16 protein-coding genes are annotated in these 15,788 nt (G+C 46.6%); 3 read left to right on the top strand and 13 right to left on the bottom strand.

The genetic code is table 11. The annotated features are described in order from the left end of the window. Positions 1–134 precede the first annotated feature (134 nt). The 4 genes from ACWJJ5_RS10605 to ACWJJ5_RS10590 all read right to left on the bottom strand — a co-directional run bounded on the left by ACWJJ5_RS10605 (position 135) and on the right by ACWJJ5_RS10590 (position 4,653). The gene (locus tag ACWJJ5_RS10605) at positions 135–2,717 is read right to left on the bottom strand and encodes a DNA translocase FtsK (protein WP_102422694.1); all 2,583 of its coding nucleotides are present in this window, start codon (positions 2,715–2,717) and stop codon (positions 135–137) included. 167 nt (positions 2,718–2,884) lie between these two features. Next, on the bottom strand, positions 2,885–3,490 hold the full coding sequence (gene ytpR, locus ACWJJ5_RS10600; protein WP_003152375.1) for a YtpR family tRNA-binding protein: 606 nt from the start codon (positions 3,488–3,490) through the stop codon (positions 2,885–2,887). 14 nt (positions 3,491–3,504) lie between these two features. After that, positions 3,505–4,314 carry a DUF1444 domain-containing protein gene (locus tag ACWJJ5_RS10595; protein ID WP_014305597.1) on the bottom strand — a complete coding sequence of 270 codons (810 nt, stop codon included), beginning with the start codon at positions 4,312–4,314 and terminating at the stop codon, positions 3,505–3,507. A gap of 15 nt (positions 4,315–4,329) precedes the next feature. Next, positions 4,330–4,653: a thioredoxin family protein gene (locus tag ACWJJ5_RS10590; protein ID WP_003152373.1), complete on the bottom strand. Its 324-nt coding sequence runs from the start codon at positions 4,651–4,653 to the stop codon at positions 4,330–4,332. A gap of 197 nt (positions 4,654–4,850) precedes the next feature. Between ACWJJ5_RS10590 and ACWJJ5_RS10585 the strand changes: the two genes are divergently transcribed. Then, positions 4,851–5,297: a YtoQ family protein gene (locus ACWJJ5_RS10585; protein ID WP_071391484.1), complete on the top strand. Its 447-nt coding sequence runs from the start codon at positions 4,851–4,853 to the stop codon at positions 5,295–5,297. 252 nt (positions 5,298–5,549) lie between these two features. Here ACWJJ5_RS10585 and ACWJJ5_RS10580 read toward each other — a convergent pair whose 3' ends face one another. From ACWJJ5_RS10580 to ACWJJ5_RS10570, 3 genes are all read right to left on the bottom strand, one after another. Then, positions 5,550–6,038, bottom strand: coding sequence for an HPP family protein (locus ACWJJ5_RS10580; RefSeq protein WP_026092269.1), 489 nt, complete (start codon positions 6,036–6,038; stop codon positions 5,550–5,552). A 470-nt stretch (positions 6,039–6,508) separates the two neighbouring features. Next, on the bottom strand, positions 6,509–7,090 hold the full coding sequence (locus ACWJJ5_RS10575; RefSeq protein WP_102422696.1) for a CGNR zinc finger domain-containing protein: 582 nt from the start codon (positions 7,088–7,090) through the stop codon (positions 6,509–6,511). A gap of 297 nt (positions 7,091–7,387) precedes the next feature. Next, positions 7,388–8,461: a M42 family metallopeptidase gene (locus tag ACWJJ5_RS10570; protein ID WP_003152370.1), complete on the bottom strand. Its 1,074-nt coding sequence runs from the start codon at positions 8,459–8,461 to the stop codon at positions 7,388–7,390. Between the two features lie 158 nt (positions 8,462–8,619). Between ACWJJ5_RS10570 and ACWJJ5_RS10565 the strand changes: the two genes are divergently transcribed. After that, the gene (locus ACWJJ5_RS10565) at positions 8,620–8,937 is read left to right on the top strand and encodes a PepSY domain-containing protein (RefSeq protein WP_003152366.1); all 318 of its coding nucleotides are present in this window, start codon (positions 8,620–8,622) and stop codon (positions 8,935–8,937) included. Positions 8,938–8,992: 55 nt separating this feature from the next. Here the strand turns inward: ACWJJ5_RS10565 and ACWJJ5_RS10560 are convergent, their stop codons facing one another. The 3 genes from ACWJJ5_RS10560 to trmB all read right to left on the bottom strand — a co-directional run bounded on the left by ACWJJ5_RS10560 (position 8,993) and on the right by trmB (position 12,326). Beyond that, a complete protein-coding gene (locus ACWJJ5_RS10560) occupies positions 8,993–10,690 on the bottom strand; it encodes an NAD-dependent malic enzyme (RefSeq protein ID WP_024085698.1) in 1,698 nt (565 codons plus the stop codon). 78 nt (positions 10,691–10,768) lie between these two features. Next, on the bottom strand, positions 10,769–11,614 hold the full coding sequence (locus ACWJJ5_RS10555; protein WP_454022393.1) for a YtnP family quorum-quenching lactonase: 846 nt from the start codon (positions 11,612–11,614) through the stop codon (positions 10,769–10,771). A gap of 58 nt (positions 11,615–11,672) precedes the next feature. Beyond that, positions 11,673–12,326, bottom strand: coding sequence for a tRNA (guanosine(46)-N7)-methyltransferase TrmB (gene trmB / locus ACWJJ5_RS10550; RefSeq protein ID WP_003152359.1), 654 nt, complete (start codon positions 12,324–12,326; stop codon positions 11,673–11,675). Positions 12,327–12,512: 186 nt separating this feature from the next. Here trmB and ACWJJ5_RS10545 point away from each other — a divergent pair, with 186 nt between their 5' ends. Continuing rightward, the gene (locus ACWJJ5_RS10545) at positions 12,513–12,791 is read left to right on the top strand and encodes a YtzH-like family protein (RefSeq protein WP_003152357.1); all 279 of its coding nucleotides are present in this window, start codon (positions 12,513–12,515) and stop codon (positions 12,789–12,791) included. On the opposite strand, the gene ACWJJ5_RS10540 is transcribed toward ACWJJ5_RS10545, so the two are convergent. From ACWJJ5_RS10540 to ACWJJ5_RS10530, 3 genes are all read right to left on the bottom strand, one after another. Next, positions 12,792–13,589: a phosphotransferase family protein gene (locus ACWJJ5_RS10540; RefSeq protein WP_003152355.1), complete on the bottom strand. Its 798-nt coding sequence runs from the start codon at positions 13,587–13,589 to the stop codon at positions 12,792–12,794. Between the two features lie 270 nt (positions 13,590–13,859). Further along, positions 13,860–14,789 carry a YegS/Rv2252/BmrU family lipid kinase gene (locus ACWJJ5_RS10535; protein ID WP_138092787.1) on the bottom strand — a complete coding sequence of 310 codons (930 nt, stop codon included), beginning with the start codon at positions 14,787–14,789 and terminating at the stop codon, positions 13,860–13,862. Positions 14,790–14,841: 52 nt separating this feature from the next. Then, positions 14,842–15,768, bottom strand: coding sequence for a hypothetical protein (locus ACWJJ5_RS10530; RefSeq protein ID WP_454022392.1), 927 nt, complete (start codon positions 15,766–15,768; stop codon positions 14,842–14,844). Positions 15,769–15,788 lie beyond the last annotated feature (20 nt).

Raw genomic sequence — 15,788 nt, 5'->3', positions numbered from 1 at the left:
TTACGTTATCGTCAGTATCTGTAACTTTCTTTTTGATTAAACCTGCCGCATGATATTTCAGCGCGTGACAGTGATGCAGTTTTGATGGTCCATCCACTATCATACCATGTTTGTGAGAAAAATGAACGATATTCTTATTCTTGAGAAATGTCAGCGGCCGTAATCAGCACTTCACGGGGTTTGCTGCCCTTCGCTTCTGAGATCATGCCTTCGGCTTCCATCATGTCAATCAGCCTCGCGGCGCGGTTATAACCGATTCTGAACCTTCTTTGAAGGCTTGAGGTGCTGGCGCTGTTTTGCTCCACGACGAATTGGCACGCCTCAGGAAACAGTTCGTCTTCTTCCTTAAGGGCGGTTCCCTGCCTGATCAGTTCTTCCTGTTCAAACAAATAAGAAGGCGGCAGCTGTTTTCTGACATGAGAGACGACGCGGTCAATTTCTCTGTCGGACACAAAGTTGCCCTGCAGGCGCACCGGTTTTCCGGTACCGTTTTCCCAGTACAGCATGTCGCCTTTTCCGAGCAGCTTTTCCGCTCCCGCCATGTCGATGATCGTTCTGGAATCTACCTGGCTTGAGACGGAGAATGCAATTCTCGTCGGTATGTTCGCCTTGATCATTCCGGTAATGACATCGACAGACGGACGCTGTGTCGCGACAAGCAGATGAATGCCGCAGGCTCTCGCTTTCTGCGCGATTCTGGCGATGCTTTCTTCCACATCGTTCGGCGCGACCATCATTAAATCGGCAAGCTCATCAATGACCACTACGAGGTACGGAAGCTTTTCGCCTGTCTTATGATCGGCCGTTAATTCATTAAAGCGGCCGATATCTCTCACACCCGAATGGGCAAACAGTTCATACCGCCGTTCCATCTCTTCCACAACCCATTTTAACGCGGCGGTCGCGGCTTTGGCGTCCGTGATGACGGGGCTGACCAAATGCGGTATTTGGTTATAAGGCGCAAGCTCGACCATTTTCGGATCAATCAGAAGCATTTTGACATCACTCGGATCCGCCTTATAAAGCAGACTGACCAAAATGGTATTGATGCAGACGCTTTTTCCCGATCCTGTCGCACCCGCTATCAACCCGTGCGGCATCTTTTTCAAATCAATGACGACCGGGTTTCCGGAAATATCGACACCGAGCGCCGCTGTAAGCGGAGACGGATTCGTCCTGAAAGCGGCGCTTCTGATCATCTGCCTTAAATCGACGACTTTGCTTACGCGGTTCGGAACTTCAATGCCGATCGTGTTTTTACCGGGGATCGGCGCCTCAATCCGAATATCCTTGGCAGATAAACTCAGCTTTATATCATCTGCTAAGTTTGTAATTTTGTTCACTTTCACTCCGGGCTCAGGATGCACTTCAAAACGTGTGACGGACGGGCCTTGTGTGACATGAACGACTTGGGCGCGCACATTAAAGTTTTTCAGCGTTACGTTTAAAAGCTCGCGCTGTTCTTCAATCCACGATTGGTCGTCATGTCTTTGCGCCGGCGGTACGTCCAGAAGCGACAGATTCGGAAAGACATAGCTCGCTCCGCCCTCTGGCGTCTTCGTCTGCTTGTGTTTATCGCTTTTAAGCATCATGACGTTAAACGGAACATTGCGCTCTTTCGGCCGCTCCGCTTTTCTCACAGTCTGAGGCTGTCCGTGATGCTCCGTTTTTTCCTCGGCGAGCCGGGACGGGGCATCAGCCGTCTCAATGCTTGCAGGTTCAGGCTCAAGGTCTGAATGCCGGTCTGCTTCATTGTACTCAGGCTGAGAGTCTGCTTCCTGTTTCGCGTCGGTTTCAGCTGATTCGGGCTTGTCTTCAGACTGCGGCTGAACTTCCTCATCGTATCCGGGTTCTGTGTATGTATACACCGGTTCTTCTGCGGTTTCAAAAGGCGGTGCTTTTTCCGGCTCAGGCTCCTGATATTCCTCTGTGTTTTCAGCCGTTCGGGATGCTTCATACTCAGGCTCTTTAATAGGCTGCGGTCGGGTTTGTTCATGCTCTTGTTCTTCTGTAAAGCCGGCAGACTCCGCGCTTTCGGTGTGCTCCCGCTCTTCAGCCTGCTGCGGTTCTGGTGCTGCAAACACTTGCTCTTTTGCATTCTCAGCCTCGGTGTGAAGCTCCTCTTTTTTAACGGCCTGGATTTCTTCCGTTTCTTGTTTCGCAATCGGGTCTGGCCGGTCATTCGTCTGTTTTGTTATGCCGGATGTTGTGAAGACGGGCTCTTTTTCCGTTTCCTGACCGGATTTTGGCGGAACAAATTGCTCCTCTGACAGCAATGTTACGTTCTCTTCACGCCGCTTTTCGGAAATAGGCGCTTTTTTTATGCTGTGCTGAGATTGAAAGCCGTAAACCGGTGAAGGAATGGATGACGGTTTAAAGGGCTTTTTCACGGCATCAGGCTCTTTATGTGTATGCTGTTTCCGCTCGGTTTGCTCCTTCCCGGCGGCATAACCCCGGGACGGCTGGCGGCGTTCGTGCCTTTCCCGCTGTCTTTGGTTTTGCTCCGTTCGCTTATAGCCGTCCGGAACGACCGGGAAGCGGAAATTCCCTTTCGGATATTCGTAATATATTTTAGGATCTTCCATGCGCGTTAATTTGCCTTCTGGCTGATCCGGTATGTGCTGTTTCGGGATTTGGGCATGCGTGTTCGGTTCACGTTCATGCTCTTCTTCTTTTTCACCTAAAAATAAGTCAAAAAATTTATTCAGCCAACTCATGTTTAATCACTCTCTAACTCCCTTTTTAGTAGTCTGGGACGATATTTAGTATACCATTGCCGGGCGGTTCAGAAAAGATTAAGCTCCCAACTGAAGAAAGCCGTTAAGCAGGCCTGCTTAACGGCTTTCTCTCACATCATTCGATTCTGTGCGCTTATTTATGGGAGTTAGAATTGAAATGCTTCGCCGGCCTCGCGGCTGTCTTCAAGAACAAGAATCCCTTTTTCCGCCGGCGCATCCGGCAAAGCGAGTTCTTTCGCGGAGCAGATCATGCCGCTTGACGGAACGCCTCTTAATTCAGCGTCTTTAATCACAAGTCCGCTCGGCATTACCGCGCCGACTTTAGCGACGACGACTTTTTGCCCTTTGTCCACGTTCGGCGCGCCGCAAACGATTTGAAGGGTTTCCTCTCCGACATTCACTTGGCAGATATTCAGTTTATCCGCATTCGGATGTTTTTCTTTCGATTCAACGTGACCGACAACAAATTTCGGAGAAAGGTCAACCGTCAGCGTTTCTGAAACGCCGTTTCTGTTCAGTATTTCATTCACATCCTGAACGAATGTCTCAGACAAAGCGACGGGGCCGTTGTCTTCAATCTGTAAGTAAGAAGACACGTTAAAAATGTTAAAGCCCGTCGTTTCTTTTGTTTCTTTGTTAAAGATTCTGACGACATCGCCTTCTCTTTCATAGCCGATTTCTTCGCGTGCTGCATCTTTAAGAGAGATCAGAAGCGTATCTCCCACACCTTCTTTATTGTAAAAAGCGTTCATAAGAAAAATCCTTTCTAATCCTTTTTCGGCCGGCTTTTCGCCATGATAAACACAGGTTCCAGTCTGCCTTCATTATACAGAAATGAAAGGGCCGTAATCGGCACCGTGCCGCTTGCAAAGAAGCTCATGGACATTTGCCCTAAAATATCATAACCCGATTCATTTCGAATGTCAGCAAGTATTAATACATCCTGATGCGGAACGGAAATCGCTAATTCGCCTTCAGCGGCCTGCTTGTATTCATGAAGAATCGAATCATTGAGAATCCGGCTGGCGTCATAGCCGTCATTCGCCCTGAAAAAATAAAAATAATTGTCCGCAACCGTATCCTGTTTCACGACCGAAGGAAGAGAGCGGAGATTGAATGACGCCGTCTCCCTGATCCGTTCTTTTGTCCAGCTTTCTTTCTCGAGCATACGGCTGTCTATTAAGCGGTACGTCTTGCCAAGGTCAAGCGCGTAGTAGATTCTCGTTTCGGCCGTATGGTCATCATACACGAGCGGAATGCCGTCGCTCGTTTGATCGGGAAATGACGTGGAGCGGATGACCGGATAGATTCCGGCTTCCTTTCCGGACATCTCCTGTCCGCTGCCTTCCATCGCCTCCATCGCTTCTGACACATAGTAGACGATTTCGTCGATCGCTTCTTCTTTTTTCGTCTCCCATTTCGCAATGATCGGCGGGAGCTCCAATGTGATGCCTTTTTTGGTCGTTTGATCCTCAACACGGAGGGTGTCTTTTTCTCTGTCAAAAAAGAAGGATCGGTTCTCGTGCTGCAGGCGCTGTTTTAATAAATCCGCCAGCTTCCTTGACGTCATTTTCAAAGCCCGTGGCCTCCTTTATGCTTTAGCAAGGGAATCGGTTAAAAATTGCTCAATTTCTTCTTTTGTTTTACGGTCTTTGCTGACGAAGCGGTTCACTTCTTTTCCTCCGTTAAACACAACAAAGCTCGGAATGCCGTAAATTTCCCATTCCGCGCATGTATCAATAAATTGATCGCGGTCTACGTAGTAATAAGTGAATTCAGGAAAGTCCGCTTCCAGCTCAGGAAGAAACGGCTCCACAAAGCGGCAGTCCGGGCACCAATCCGCTGAAAACATAAATACCGCCCAATCGTCTTGTACCGCTTTTTGCAATTCTTCCGTGCTTTCAATCTTTTTCATTGTCATTCCTCCATCTGGATTATGAGTTTTTTATATGCTGATGTTTGTCCAATTGGATCATACCAGACTGTTTACGGCAAGACCAACTATATGCAATATCATTATCATATTTCATTTGCATTATCAAGCAAGTTTCGTTTACCATTTTGCTTGTAGCCGTACGAAATTCTGAATATGTACATAAGGAGGGGCAAAAGATGCAGTTTGTCGTGTATTTAGCCGGTGAAATCCACAGTGATTGGCGGGATGAAATCAAACAAAAAGCAAAAGCGCTGAACCTGCCGATTACGTTTGTCGGTCCGATGGAAAACCATGAACGCTCAGACAATATCGGAGAAGAGATTATGGGCGTGCAGCCCGATTCTGTTTTAAAAGACGCCAGAGCTTCTGATATCAACAATTTCCGTACAGAGGTGCTGATGGAAAAAGCCGATTTTGTGATCGCCCTGTTTGGCGAGAAATATAAACAGTGGAATACCGCGATGGATGCTTCTTATGCCGTCGCAAAAGGAAAGCCGCTCATTCTCATCCGCCCGAAAGAACTTCATCATCCGCTGAAAGAGCTTTCCGGAAAAGCGAATATCACGGTCGAAACCGTAAATCAAGCGATGAAAGCACTCTCTTATTTATTTGAAACAGAATAAGCAGGCCGCCTTTATGCGGTCCTGCTTACCTATTTACAATAGAATGGTATCAAATCTTACTTTTCAGACTTTTTTCTCGAATCCAAAAGAATTTGTCCGCAATAAATTATTCCCACAGCCCTCTTTTTCTTCACTTCATTCATGAATTATTTTACTCAACCTCAAACTAACTATATATTGTTTTCTTTATATGTAAGGAAGGAGAGCGAAATCTGCGCAATAACGGATACATATGCTGCTCGTTGAAATTGATTAAAACCAAAAAGTGGGATACTGCCGATTATTTCGCAAGTTATTAATAATAACTGCTGCCGCAACAATAATTACAGATCCCACAAAAACCGGAAAAGCTAAATAGCTCCAAGCATACGCCCCTTGAATAACTACAATAGGGTCCGCTCCAGCAGGTGGATGAGTAGTCTTTGTAACCGCCATAAAAAATATAGCTAGCCCCACTCCTAAAGCCAATGTCCAGGGATGAGAACCAAGAAGATTATATATAACAAGTCCAGTCAATGTCGAGATGAAGTGTCCGCCAATAATATTTCTAGGTTGTGATAAAGGGGCATTCCACGCTCCGAAAGCCAGTACACAACTTGCCCCAAAAGGCGCCATCAGCCACAGAGATCCAGTTTTATAGGTTATCAATGACAAGATTAAAATTGTTATAAAACCACCTAATAAGCCTGTTGAAGCATCTTTAACATTTACTTTTAAAGGACTTTTTCCTCCTCCTTTCATTTTTTTGAAATAATATCCTTTTTTACTTTGTGGATTTTCTGCTGTTTGCTCAATCTTCAATATAACCCCTCCTTTTCACTAAGTTTAAAACAATTAAAATAACCTGTCAATTTAATTTCAAAGGGTTATAAATCTGAAATTACAATCCTTCTCTCTTTCAAAGATTGTTCTTCTATTCAAAAATGATCTTTTAAGAACGCTTGAAATATCATTTTCCTGTTTGTTACTTTAACCTTTTTTTATAATTCAACTGGGTTTTAGCTGCAAATTGGTTGTTTTATGAGCGACATTTTAATTTTCCGTAAAAGCCGTTAAGTTACTTATTGATTGTTTTTTCTAAAAAAGACAAACAACCTTACTCAAAAGAATATTGAAATAAGGCTGTTCATTAACTTTTTATTTATATGTGATTATTCAAAATTAAAGTAAAGTGCAAGATGATTTCGACAATACAATAAAGAAAATTTGTTCTATGTTTTTTTAAGATGACGGGAAACCTTTTCTCTGTTACCACATATCTTCATTGAACACCATTTTCTCCTTCCAGTGTTATCAATGAATAATAAAACACATTCCTCATTAGCACATCGCTTAATTAAATTAATCTTTTTTGTATATATTAGCGATAAGCCATCATAAGCAATGAGCGAAATAATTGCATCATCAATATTTCCAATTGGAATACGAGCAAGTTTAGTATCGAGAATCTTATATGTAAATGGAGCCAATTCAATCTTTTTTTCTAAAAAAGTGATAAAAGATTCTCCAGGTTCTTCACCATCTGCAATTTTCTCAAAATTTTCTCTTAGTGTTGATCGTAACTCAAGTATTTTTTCAACCATCACAGTAGTCAGTTCATCTTGTGCTTTTTTTAATGTTAATTGATTGAAAAAAGGGGTTACTTTACTCATTAACCTTAACCATTCTAAAAGATCCTCTTTTGACTTTAACAAATTATGACGTTTACCATAACTGACCACCTCAGTATTAACCAGATCAAGAGGAAGATTGTTAGAGATGAGAGGAAATTTTATGTTTGTCTTTTTTGTCATAATCATACCTCCTTGCAGAACAAATAAAAAATGCAAATGACTCGACTTTGTGAAATCGCTGCTCATCTCAATGCTTGCAGCATGTTTTTGATTTAAAAACGTTTATCATTGCAATAAAGATTCGTGGTTGTTTATTTGGATTGGAACCATTTTGATAATAATATTGAAAAATAATATGTGTTACCTAATTCTATTTTCAATACGCTTTAATGAACTGTCTCGATCACGCGGCTTAAAACAGAATGTAAAAACAGCAGTCAATAAGTATTCAAAGGGACTTATTGACTGCTTATTTTTTTACACATTTTCTCTGATCGTTTCGACCGTCTGTTTGTCACTCGCCATGACCAGCTTAATGAGCATTTCTTTCGCCGCGGCATAATCATCGACATGGATGATAGCGGCATTTGTATGAATGTATCTTGAACAAATGCCGATGACGGCAGACGGAACCCCGCTGTTTGATATGTGGACCCGTCCGGCGTCCGTTCCCCCGCCTGAAGCGAAATATTGATAAGGGATATTGTGCGTTTCCGCCATATCAAGGACGAACTCTCTCATCCCGCGGTGCATGACCGTCGTTCTGTCGAGAATGCGGAGCAGCACCCCCTCGCCGAGACGGCCGAACAGCTCCTTATCGCCGCTCATATCATTTGCCGGGCTGGCATCAAGCGCGAAGAAGAGATCAGGCTGAATCATGTTGGCCGCTGTCTGCGCCCCTCTCAAGCCGACTTCCTCCTGAACGGTGGCCCCGGCGTACAGATTGTTCGGCAGGTCTTTTCCGTGCAGCTCTTTTAATAGTTCAATGCTTAACCCGCAGCCATAGCGGTTATCCCACGCTTTGGACAATATTTTCTTCTCGTTGGCCATCGGGGTGAACGGGCAGACCGGCACGACCTGCTGTCCCGGTCTGATCCCCATTTTGACCGCGTCCTCTCTGTCATCGGCACCGATATCAATCATCATATTTTTGATCTCCATCGGCTTTGCGCGCTGGGCATCCGTTAAAATGTGGGGCGGGATGCTTGAGATGACGCCGATAATCGGTCCGTTATCCGTCTGCACCTCGACGCGCTGGGCAAGCAGCACCTGGCTCCACCAGCCGCCGAGCGTCTGAAATCTCAGCATGCCGTTATCCGTAATCTGTGTTACCATAAACCCGACTTCGTCCATATGCCCGGCTACCATAACGGTCGGCGCATCTTCAGCGCCGCGCCTTACTCCGAAAACACTTCCGAGTCTGTCCTGCACGATGTCATCCGCATATTTCGCAAGCTCCCGTTTCATAAAGGAGCGGACCTGATGTTCATTTCCCGGTGCGCCGGGAAGCTGCGTCAGCGTCCGGAAAAGCGTTTTCGTTTCCTCATTCATATTTTCCCCTCATTTCTATGTAATGCTTTTATTTTATTAGAAAAACAACTGTTTTCCAAGCGCTCAGATTGAATGGGCTGTAAAACCGCCGCTTTACTTAACACCGTCTGGCATCTTCTGTATAATAAAAACTACGACATAATTGGAGGTGCTTCATATTGAAATTACGTCATTTTCTCTTAGGTGCAGGAGTCGGATTATGCGCTGCCATCGCAGTGAAAAAGTATGCGATGAAACCTTATATCTCTTCAGAAAAAGCGCTCCGTATCGTGAAAGCGGCTTTTAAACAGCGCGGGCCGATAGACGGATCATGGATTTACACAGAGCCCGAGCCCTACCAGGTAAACGGAGAAACCATCCAGGTATACAAAACCGGCGTGACACGTTCGGCATTCGGCGAACTGGAGCAATATGAAGTTATGGTCAATGCAAAAACAGGCCAGATTGTCGATGTCATTGATTCTGTCGCCTCATAATTCGGACAAGCAAAAAATAAAGCCCAAAACCATCAGCGTTTTGGGCTTTATTCGGTTACATCGGCCGAATTCGTTTATATACGGGGTTCCACATCGCGTCCTGCACCGCTTGGATCAGATCCTCGGGTTCCGTTTCCGCTACACCGTCCTGAATCGCAGCTTTAGCTACGGCTACCGCCACTGTTGCCGATACCGTCCTGAGATCCTCCACTTTCGGAAGCATCGGCGCTCCCGGCTTGCCGACGTCCACCATACCGGCGATGGCATTCGCGCAGGCAACGAACATATTGTCCGTAATGAGCCTTGCTTTTGTCACAATCGTGCCGAGTCCGAGTCCCGGGAATACGAGTGCGTTATTCGCCTGTCCGATATGGTAGGTAACGCCGTTATACGCAACAGGCGGGAACGGACTTCCCGTTGTGACAAGCGCGCGGCCTTCCGTCCATTTAATTAAATCTTCAGGTTTTGCTTCTGATAATGTCGTCGGATTTGACATCGGCAAAATAGCCGGCCGTTTGACATGTGAGGCCATTTCTTTGACGATTTCTTCCGTAAATGCGCCTGAAACGGTGGATGTGCCGATCAGGATCGTCGGCTTGGCCTGACGCACCGTCTCCGCCAGATCAATTGATCCGCCTTCACCGCTGCGGCCGTACTCTTTCACTTCATCAGCAGGGCGGGCGTACGGAACCTGAAAATCACGCAGGTCCTTCATATCATCCGTTAACAATCCGTTTCTGTCGATACACCAAAAGCGGCTGTATGATTCTTCTTCGCTTAATCCGTCATGCACCATAGCTTCGCGCAGCTGCTCAGCAATTCCGATACCGGCCGTTCCCGCGCCGAAGACGACGACTTTATGCTCTTTTAAAGGCACTTTTGATGCTTTCGCACACGCTAAAACAGCTGCAAGTGACACCGCGCCCGTTCCTTGAATGTCATCGTTAAACGTACAGACTTTATCTTTATACCGTTTTAATATGCCGCGGGCGTTAGCCGTACCGAAATCCTCCCAATGAAGCAGCGCATTCGGGAATGTTTCCCGGGCAAGCGAGACATACTCATCAATAAAGCGGTCATATTTCTCGCCGCGCACTCTTGAATGCTGGTTTCCGACGTACAGCGGGTCATTTAAGAGGCTTTCTTGATTTGTCCCGGCATCTAATACGACCGCAAGCACTCGTGACGGATCAATTCCGGCCGCCGCCGTATACACCGCGAGTTTTCCGACAGAAATGGCGATGCCGCCGACGCCCCAGTCACCGATTCCCAGAATACCCTCCGCATCTGTGGCAACGATTAAGTCAATGTTTTCATTTTTTCCGAACTGCTGAAATGCGGCGCGCATTCCTTCAGGGTCATCTATTGACAAATACAGACCGCGGGGTTTTCTGTACTCGTGGCTGTAACGCTGGATCGCGGTGCCGACGGTCGGCGTATATACGATCGGCAGCATTTCGCCTAAATGATCATTTAACAGCCTGTAAAATAACGTTTCATTCCGATCATGGAGAGCGGTCAAGTAGACATTTTTGCTCAGCTCATCAGGCTGCGAACTGAATTGTTCGTAGGCCCGCCTCGCCTGCTCTTCGATTGTCAATACTTTCGGCGGCAGAAATCCCTCGAGCCCGAGTTCCTTTCTTTCCTCCTGTGTAAAGGCCACCCCTTTATTTAAAAAAGGCGTAGAAAGCACTTCTAATCCGCGCAGAGTTGTTTTGATTTCTCCATCTTTCGTCACTTGAAATTGATTCACCTGTCTCTTCCTTTCAAAGCAATTTGTCTTAGGTTTGCTTTTATTCCCGAAATTCATACAGGTAAATCATCGATCCGCCTATTTTTTCTCCCGTCTGACAGATGCAGCCACTTCGCCGTCTTCTCCCCATTTTACCGCTCTGTAAATCGCGTCGTGATAGAAAATCAGCCAGGCGTCTTTTTCTGCCGCGAACGTCTGCCATTTCTGCTTTTGCGGAATGGAGGTCATCGGATAATCATCATATGCCAGCACCCATAGCGGATTTTTATGCGCATTCGTCGGCATCAGGTCGGCAAAATGCACAGCCGTCTCCCCGCCGTCTTGTAAGACGATGACGCTGTGGCCGTCGCTGTGGCCGCCGGTGTGGTGCATCGTAATGCCTTCTGTCAGCTGATACTCGTTCTCAAAGGTTTCGACCTGATCTTGTACCGCCTCCCAATTTTCTCTCCAATATGTATTTTTCGATCTGATATTAGGGTTTCTCATTTCGCGCCACTCTGTTGCAGAAGTGATAATGCGGGCATTCGGGAAAACAGAGACAAGCTCCTCTCCGCTGTATTCCGTCAAGCCGCATGCATGGTCAAAATGAAGATGGGTCATCGCCGCAATATGAATGTCCTCACAGGAAAGCCCGAGTTCACGAAGAGAGTGTTTTAAATTGGATTCCTGTGTTACACCGTAATTCCTTTTTTGTTTATCAGAAAATTTCCCTCTGCCGATACCCGCGTCAACCAATATATTCAGGCCGTTTGTTCTGATCAGAATCGGGTCTGTTCTTAATTCAATCTGGTTTTTGTCATTTACGGGGTATTTTCTCGACCATAAAGGCTTCGGGACAACGCCGAACATCGCTCCGCCGTCCATATGCGTTACACCGCCGTCCAGCCATGTTAATGAAATATTCCCAATATTCAATGTCTCCATCTTGATCCCTCCTGATGTAATGGTAGCAAATGGCGGCATAAAAAAACAGACTCCCGCATCAGAGTCTGTCTTTTGTTCTCCATTCAACTTCGGCCCGGTAAATCGGCTGGCCGAGCGCGGAGAATTTTTCTTCGTATTCTGTCATAATATTGCCCTTCGGATCGCTGTTGTGCAGATCAAGGCTGACTTCCGTCAGAAGCAGGCCGTATTCGGAAAAGCTTTTCAGAGAGTATTCGAATAAACCGCGGTTATCGGTTTTGAAATGAATCTCACCTGTTTCGCCCATCACTTCTTCGTATTTTTTCAAGAACGTTTTAAATGTTAAACGGCGCTTTTCGTGACGGTTTTTCGGCCACGGGTCAGAAAAGTTTAAATATACGCGCTTGATTTCTCCCCGTTCAAATACGTCATTCAGTGTTTCCGCGTCTATATTTAACAAACGGACATTGTGAGCCCCGCTGTCCTTTACTTTTTGGACGGCAGTGACGATGACGCTTTTAAACAGCTCAATTCCGATATAGTTGATATCCGGATTCTGCTTGGCCATTCCAGAAATGAACTGCCCTTTTCCCGTACCGACTTCAATATGGATCGGGTTGTCATTGCCAAAGACCGTGTTCCACCGCCCTTTATACTGGGCCGGATCACTGATGGCGATGTCAGCGTTTTCTGCCAGAAAATCATTCGCCCAAGGTTTATGGCGCATTCTCATATGATTGACACCTCTATCTATAATTTCGAGTAACAACATACCATGAAACATAAAGAGCCGCAAGCGCCTTTTAAAGGCGCCGGCTGCATAAAAAAAGAGGCTCCCCCGGTCCGGAACACTCATGTGATGCATAAAACCGCACCGCTTTGCACAATGTATGACACAGAAAGGATGTGTATATGAATCATGGGCTTAACAAGCGAACATCAGGTCCGGTTATTAAAGGACATATTGGCCGACCATCAATTGGATTGCTGCGGCACGGTTGCCGAGTATGAACAGCTGGAGCGCGTCATCAAATCACTGATGGCCAACACCGGGCTTGATTCAAATATAAAAAACGTGCTCGAGGATGTCTACCGCTACAGCCAGTCCGGCATCACGGCCGATTCCATCGACACGCATATTCAGGAGCACCAAAACCATTTGTCCCAATGGGTGGAGCAGATGGATTCGTACTCCTGACTACTTGACAATCCGCTTCATCAGGGCATGAAGCTCTTCCATGGCATCATGATACGCTTTGTCGTTTCCTTTTGATTTGTGCCAGGCGATGAAGGTGATGGTCTCCGATAACATATACCACGCCATCCGCAGCCGAAGCCCTTCCGTGAGCTTCATGCCGTACATCCCAAGCCAGCTGTCCCACGCTGGCTCTTCGACGTAATGATACAATAAAGGGCCGAGATCCATGGCCGGATCGGCTATCATGGCGCCGTCCCAATCTATTAAATACAGCTGGTTGTCTTCTGACAGAAGCCAGTTATTATGATTCACATCACAATGGCAAACGACTTTTTCACCGAATTGCACCTGATCCACATGAGCTTCCAAATAAGCAAGGCCTTCCTGAATAAGCGGCGAAAATTGCCGCACAGCAAAGACGGCCTGCTTCAGCTGCGACAAAAGGGCGCCCGGATCAAGCGGTTCTTTTCCCAATCTTTTCAGCATGTCGAGCAAAGCTTTTGATGTGTGGATTTTGCGGAGCAGCTCAGCCACCGGGCGTCCGCTCATATCCTTTGCCTTCAGCTCCCTGCCCGCCATCCAATGCTGAGCCGTAATGACGTCTCCGTTTTCCATCCGTTTTGTCCAAACCAGCTTCGGAACAATGCCTTCGGCGGATAACACGGCTAAAAAGGGCGAGCTATTACGTTTTAAAAAAAGCTGTTGGCCGTTATGTTTCGCATAATATGCATCTCCTGTAGCTCCTCCGGCGGGGAAGATCTCCCAATCGCTACCTAGTAATTGTCCCAACCAGTTCATATCAATGTTCAACCCATCATTTCTTAAAATATTTTAGAATAGGCCTCCAGCCTTTCTCTATTGGCGGAGCGGCCTGTCATAAACAATTTCATGAGAATAAAAAAGACAGCTATTGAGAGTCTCATATGCTAATCAATAGCCGTCCTATAAATTTTAGCGCTACAGCACAAACTTCGTCAAGCAAAACTAGCAAGAACGCCTGTGAATTCTGAAGATTTATGCCGCGAACCGCTCTTTTCCGTGAAACATTTGACGGGTTTCATTTGTTTATTATGTTTTTATTTTCAACGGCGCGCCGCCCGGCATAAGCCGAAACGGCGTCGTTCCGATCAGCTCGCCGTCAGCGTGAAACGGAATTTTTCCATCTGTTTCAAAAACGAATTCCTTCCCCTTTATCATCGTCACTCCGTCCATTTTGATATGCCGGCCGAAGCTCATCGCCCATAAAAAACGATACAGCGAGAAAAAGGACAGGTTTTCTGCAATGACAATATCAAAATGGTTTTGACGGGGATTTGCTGAAGGAGCCGCTTTCATGCCGCCTCCGTAATAAGGGTGATTAGCCGCAATGACAAACCAGACATTGCGGAATTCACGCCTCTGGCCGTCTGCCGTGCAAACAAATCTGAACGGCTGAAACCCTGAGGCCGTATGTAAATGCGCGAGCGGGTAAATCACAAAACCGAGACGCAAAAACCGAAGAACGCGCGATAACGGAAAATTCGCGGCTGCCTTCAAAACTGAGGCATCGAAACCGACAGACAGGTGGTTAATAAAATAAAGTGATTGCGCTTTGTCATGAAAAAAGTTGATGTTTCCCGCAAAAAATTTCCGTGTGAGCGGGCGGTGCAGACTTTTGATTTCTTGGAGGAGCGCCGACTTCTTAATACCGAGCCCTTTGGAAAAGTCATTGTACGAACCGGCGGGCACAAAGGTCAGCTCAATCTGATCCGTTCCTTTCAGTCCGTTAATGACTTCATGCATCGTCCCGTCACCGCCGATGACGAACAGCCGCTTAAGCTTATGATCCTGCATCATTGAAATCTGCCTCGCCAGCACCTCCGCATGTCCGGGATGCCCGGTCAAAAAAGAGCGGTGGCTGACCCCGCGCCTGGTCAGCTCTTTTTGAACTGATTTCCAGACACGCCGGCCCCGCCCGCCTCCTGAGACCGGATTAATAATAAAAAACCATTGACTCATCGTTTGTTTTCACCTGCTTCATAGATGAAGAGACAGCCGGCAAACGTCCGCTTTAATCAAGCCATTCCTGTCTCCGGCTTGAATCGCTCAACCCGTAAGACAAAAGAGCCTTCGCCGCCTTCAGCTGGTGGTGCTTGATCGGCGCCGTATTTTTCTGCTGCTTTTCCAGCCACCCTGCGGCAGTCCGTTTATCAGCTATTTCCAGCCCGTACGGCGGCTCCGGGTAATCAATATAAGACGTTCTGCTGAGCAAAAGCTTCCGCACGGGAATGTCGGCCTGCTTTTCTTTTATGATTTGCGAAACGACCGAGCCCGTCCGGTGCAGGCTGAGAGACGGATTTAACACTTGGCGCGTGCTGCCGGAGCCTCTTTCTTCCCAAAAACGGTGTTTTGATCCGATATATACGCTGTCCTCTTCCGCTTCCATAAAAGCGGTGCAGAAAATCTCCAGCGGCGAGATGATGATAATGCTCAGTTCGACGGACGCCTGCTGAATTTGCAGAACCGGATGATACATCACAAAATAGGAATCGGGCAGCTTTTGAGCCAGCATTTTTAACATCCTGTCCCTTTTGACCGCCTGCGAAAGCTCAGACTTTTGAGAAAGCGTGGAGCTCGCCCATTTTAATTGAAAGTCATACAGCTGATCTTTGAAAAAAGGCGCGAGCTCAGACTTTTGAGACGGAAGATTCCCGAACAGCGCCTCTTCTCCCTCCGGTTCATCAAACCATTGGTGCCTCTTTTCATTTATATCGGCCGTATTTTCTTCTTTTCTCTTTTTTAAGGAAAATTTTTTCCTGGCCGGCGCTTGACCGGTTTCCCCGCCGGCAGCCGTTTCCGTTTCTTCCGTTATCCGGTCAAACGCTTCAAGAAGCGCCTCCCAGCGTTCTTTCTTCAGCCGGATAAACTGGTTCATATAATGGTATGGATCAAGTTCATATCTGGATATGCAGTCGTGAATTTTGATGATCTGTGCCATGTGATTTCTCCACTCCGAAT

The sequence above is a fragment of the Bacillus sp. JK74 genome, from assembly GCF_053663395.1.
This window is presented reverse-complemented; position numbering and strand designations above follow the sequence as displayed.

Bases quoted from the DNA above. Each gene is read 5' to 3' on its own strand.
- ACWJJ5_RS10605 (WP_102422694.1), bottom strand. From the start codon at position 2,717: ATGAGTTGGCTGAATAAATTTTTTGACTTATTTTTAGGTGAAAAAGAA.
- ytpR (WP_003152375.1), bottom strand. From the start codon at position 3,490: ATGAACGCTTTTTACAATAAAGAAGGTGTGGGAGATACGCTTCTGATC.
- ACWJJ5_RS10590 (WP_003152373.1), bottom strand. From the start codon at position 4,653: ATGAAAAAGATTGAAAGCACGGAAGAATTGCAAAAAGCGGTACAAGAC.
- ACWJJ5_RS10585 (WP_071391484.1), top strand. From the start codon at position 4,851: ATGCAGTTTGTCGTGTATTTAGCCGGTGAAATCCACAGTGATTGGCGG.
- ACWJJ5_RS10580 (WP_026092269.1), bottom strand. From the start codon at position 6,038: ATGAAAGGAGGAGGAAAAAGTCCTTTAAAAGTAAATGTTAAAGATGCT.
- ACWJJ5_RS10575 (WP_102422696.1), bottom strand. From the start codon at position 7,090: ATGACAAAAAAGACAAACATAAAATTTCCTCTCATCTCTAACAATCTT.
- ACWJJ5_RS10570 (WP_003152370.1), bottom strand. From the start codon at position 8,461: ATGAATGAGGAAACGAAAACGCTTTTCCGGACGCTGACGCAGCTTCCC.
- ACWJJ5_RS10555 (WP_454022393.1), bottom strand. From the start codon at position 11,614: ATGGAGACATTGAATATTGGGAATATTTCATTAACATGGCTGGACGGC.
- trmB (WP_003152359.1), bottom strand. From the start codon at position 12,326: ATGAGAATGCGCCATAAACCTTGGGCGAATGATTTTCTGGCAGAAAAC.
- ACWJJ5_RS10545 (WP_003152357.1), top strand. From the start codon at position 12,513: ATGGGCTTAACAAGCGAACATCAGGTCCGGTTATTAAAGGACATATTG.
- ACWJJ5_RS10540 (WP_003152355.1), bottom strand. From the start codon at position 13,589: ATGAACTGGTTGGGACAATTACTAGGTAGCGATTGGGAGATCTTCCCC.
- ACWJJ5_RS10535 (WP_138092787.1), bottom strand. From the start codon at position 14,789: ATGAGTCAATGGTTTTTTATTATTAATCCGGTCTCAGGAGGCGGGCGG.
- ACWJJ5_RS10530 (WP_454022392.1), bottom strand. From the start codon at position 15,768: ATGGCACAGATCATCAAAATTCACGACTGCATATCCAGATATGAACTT.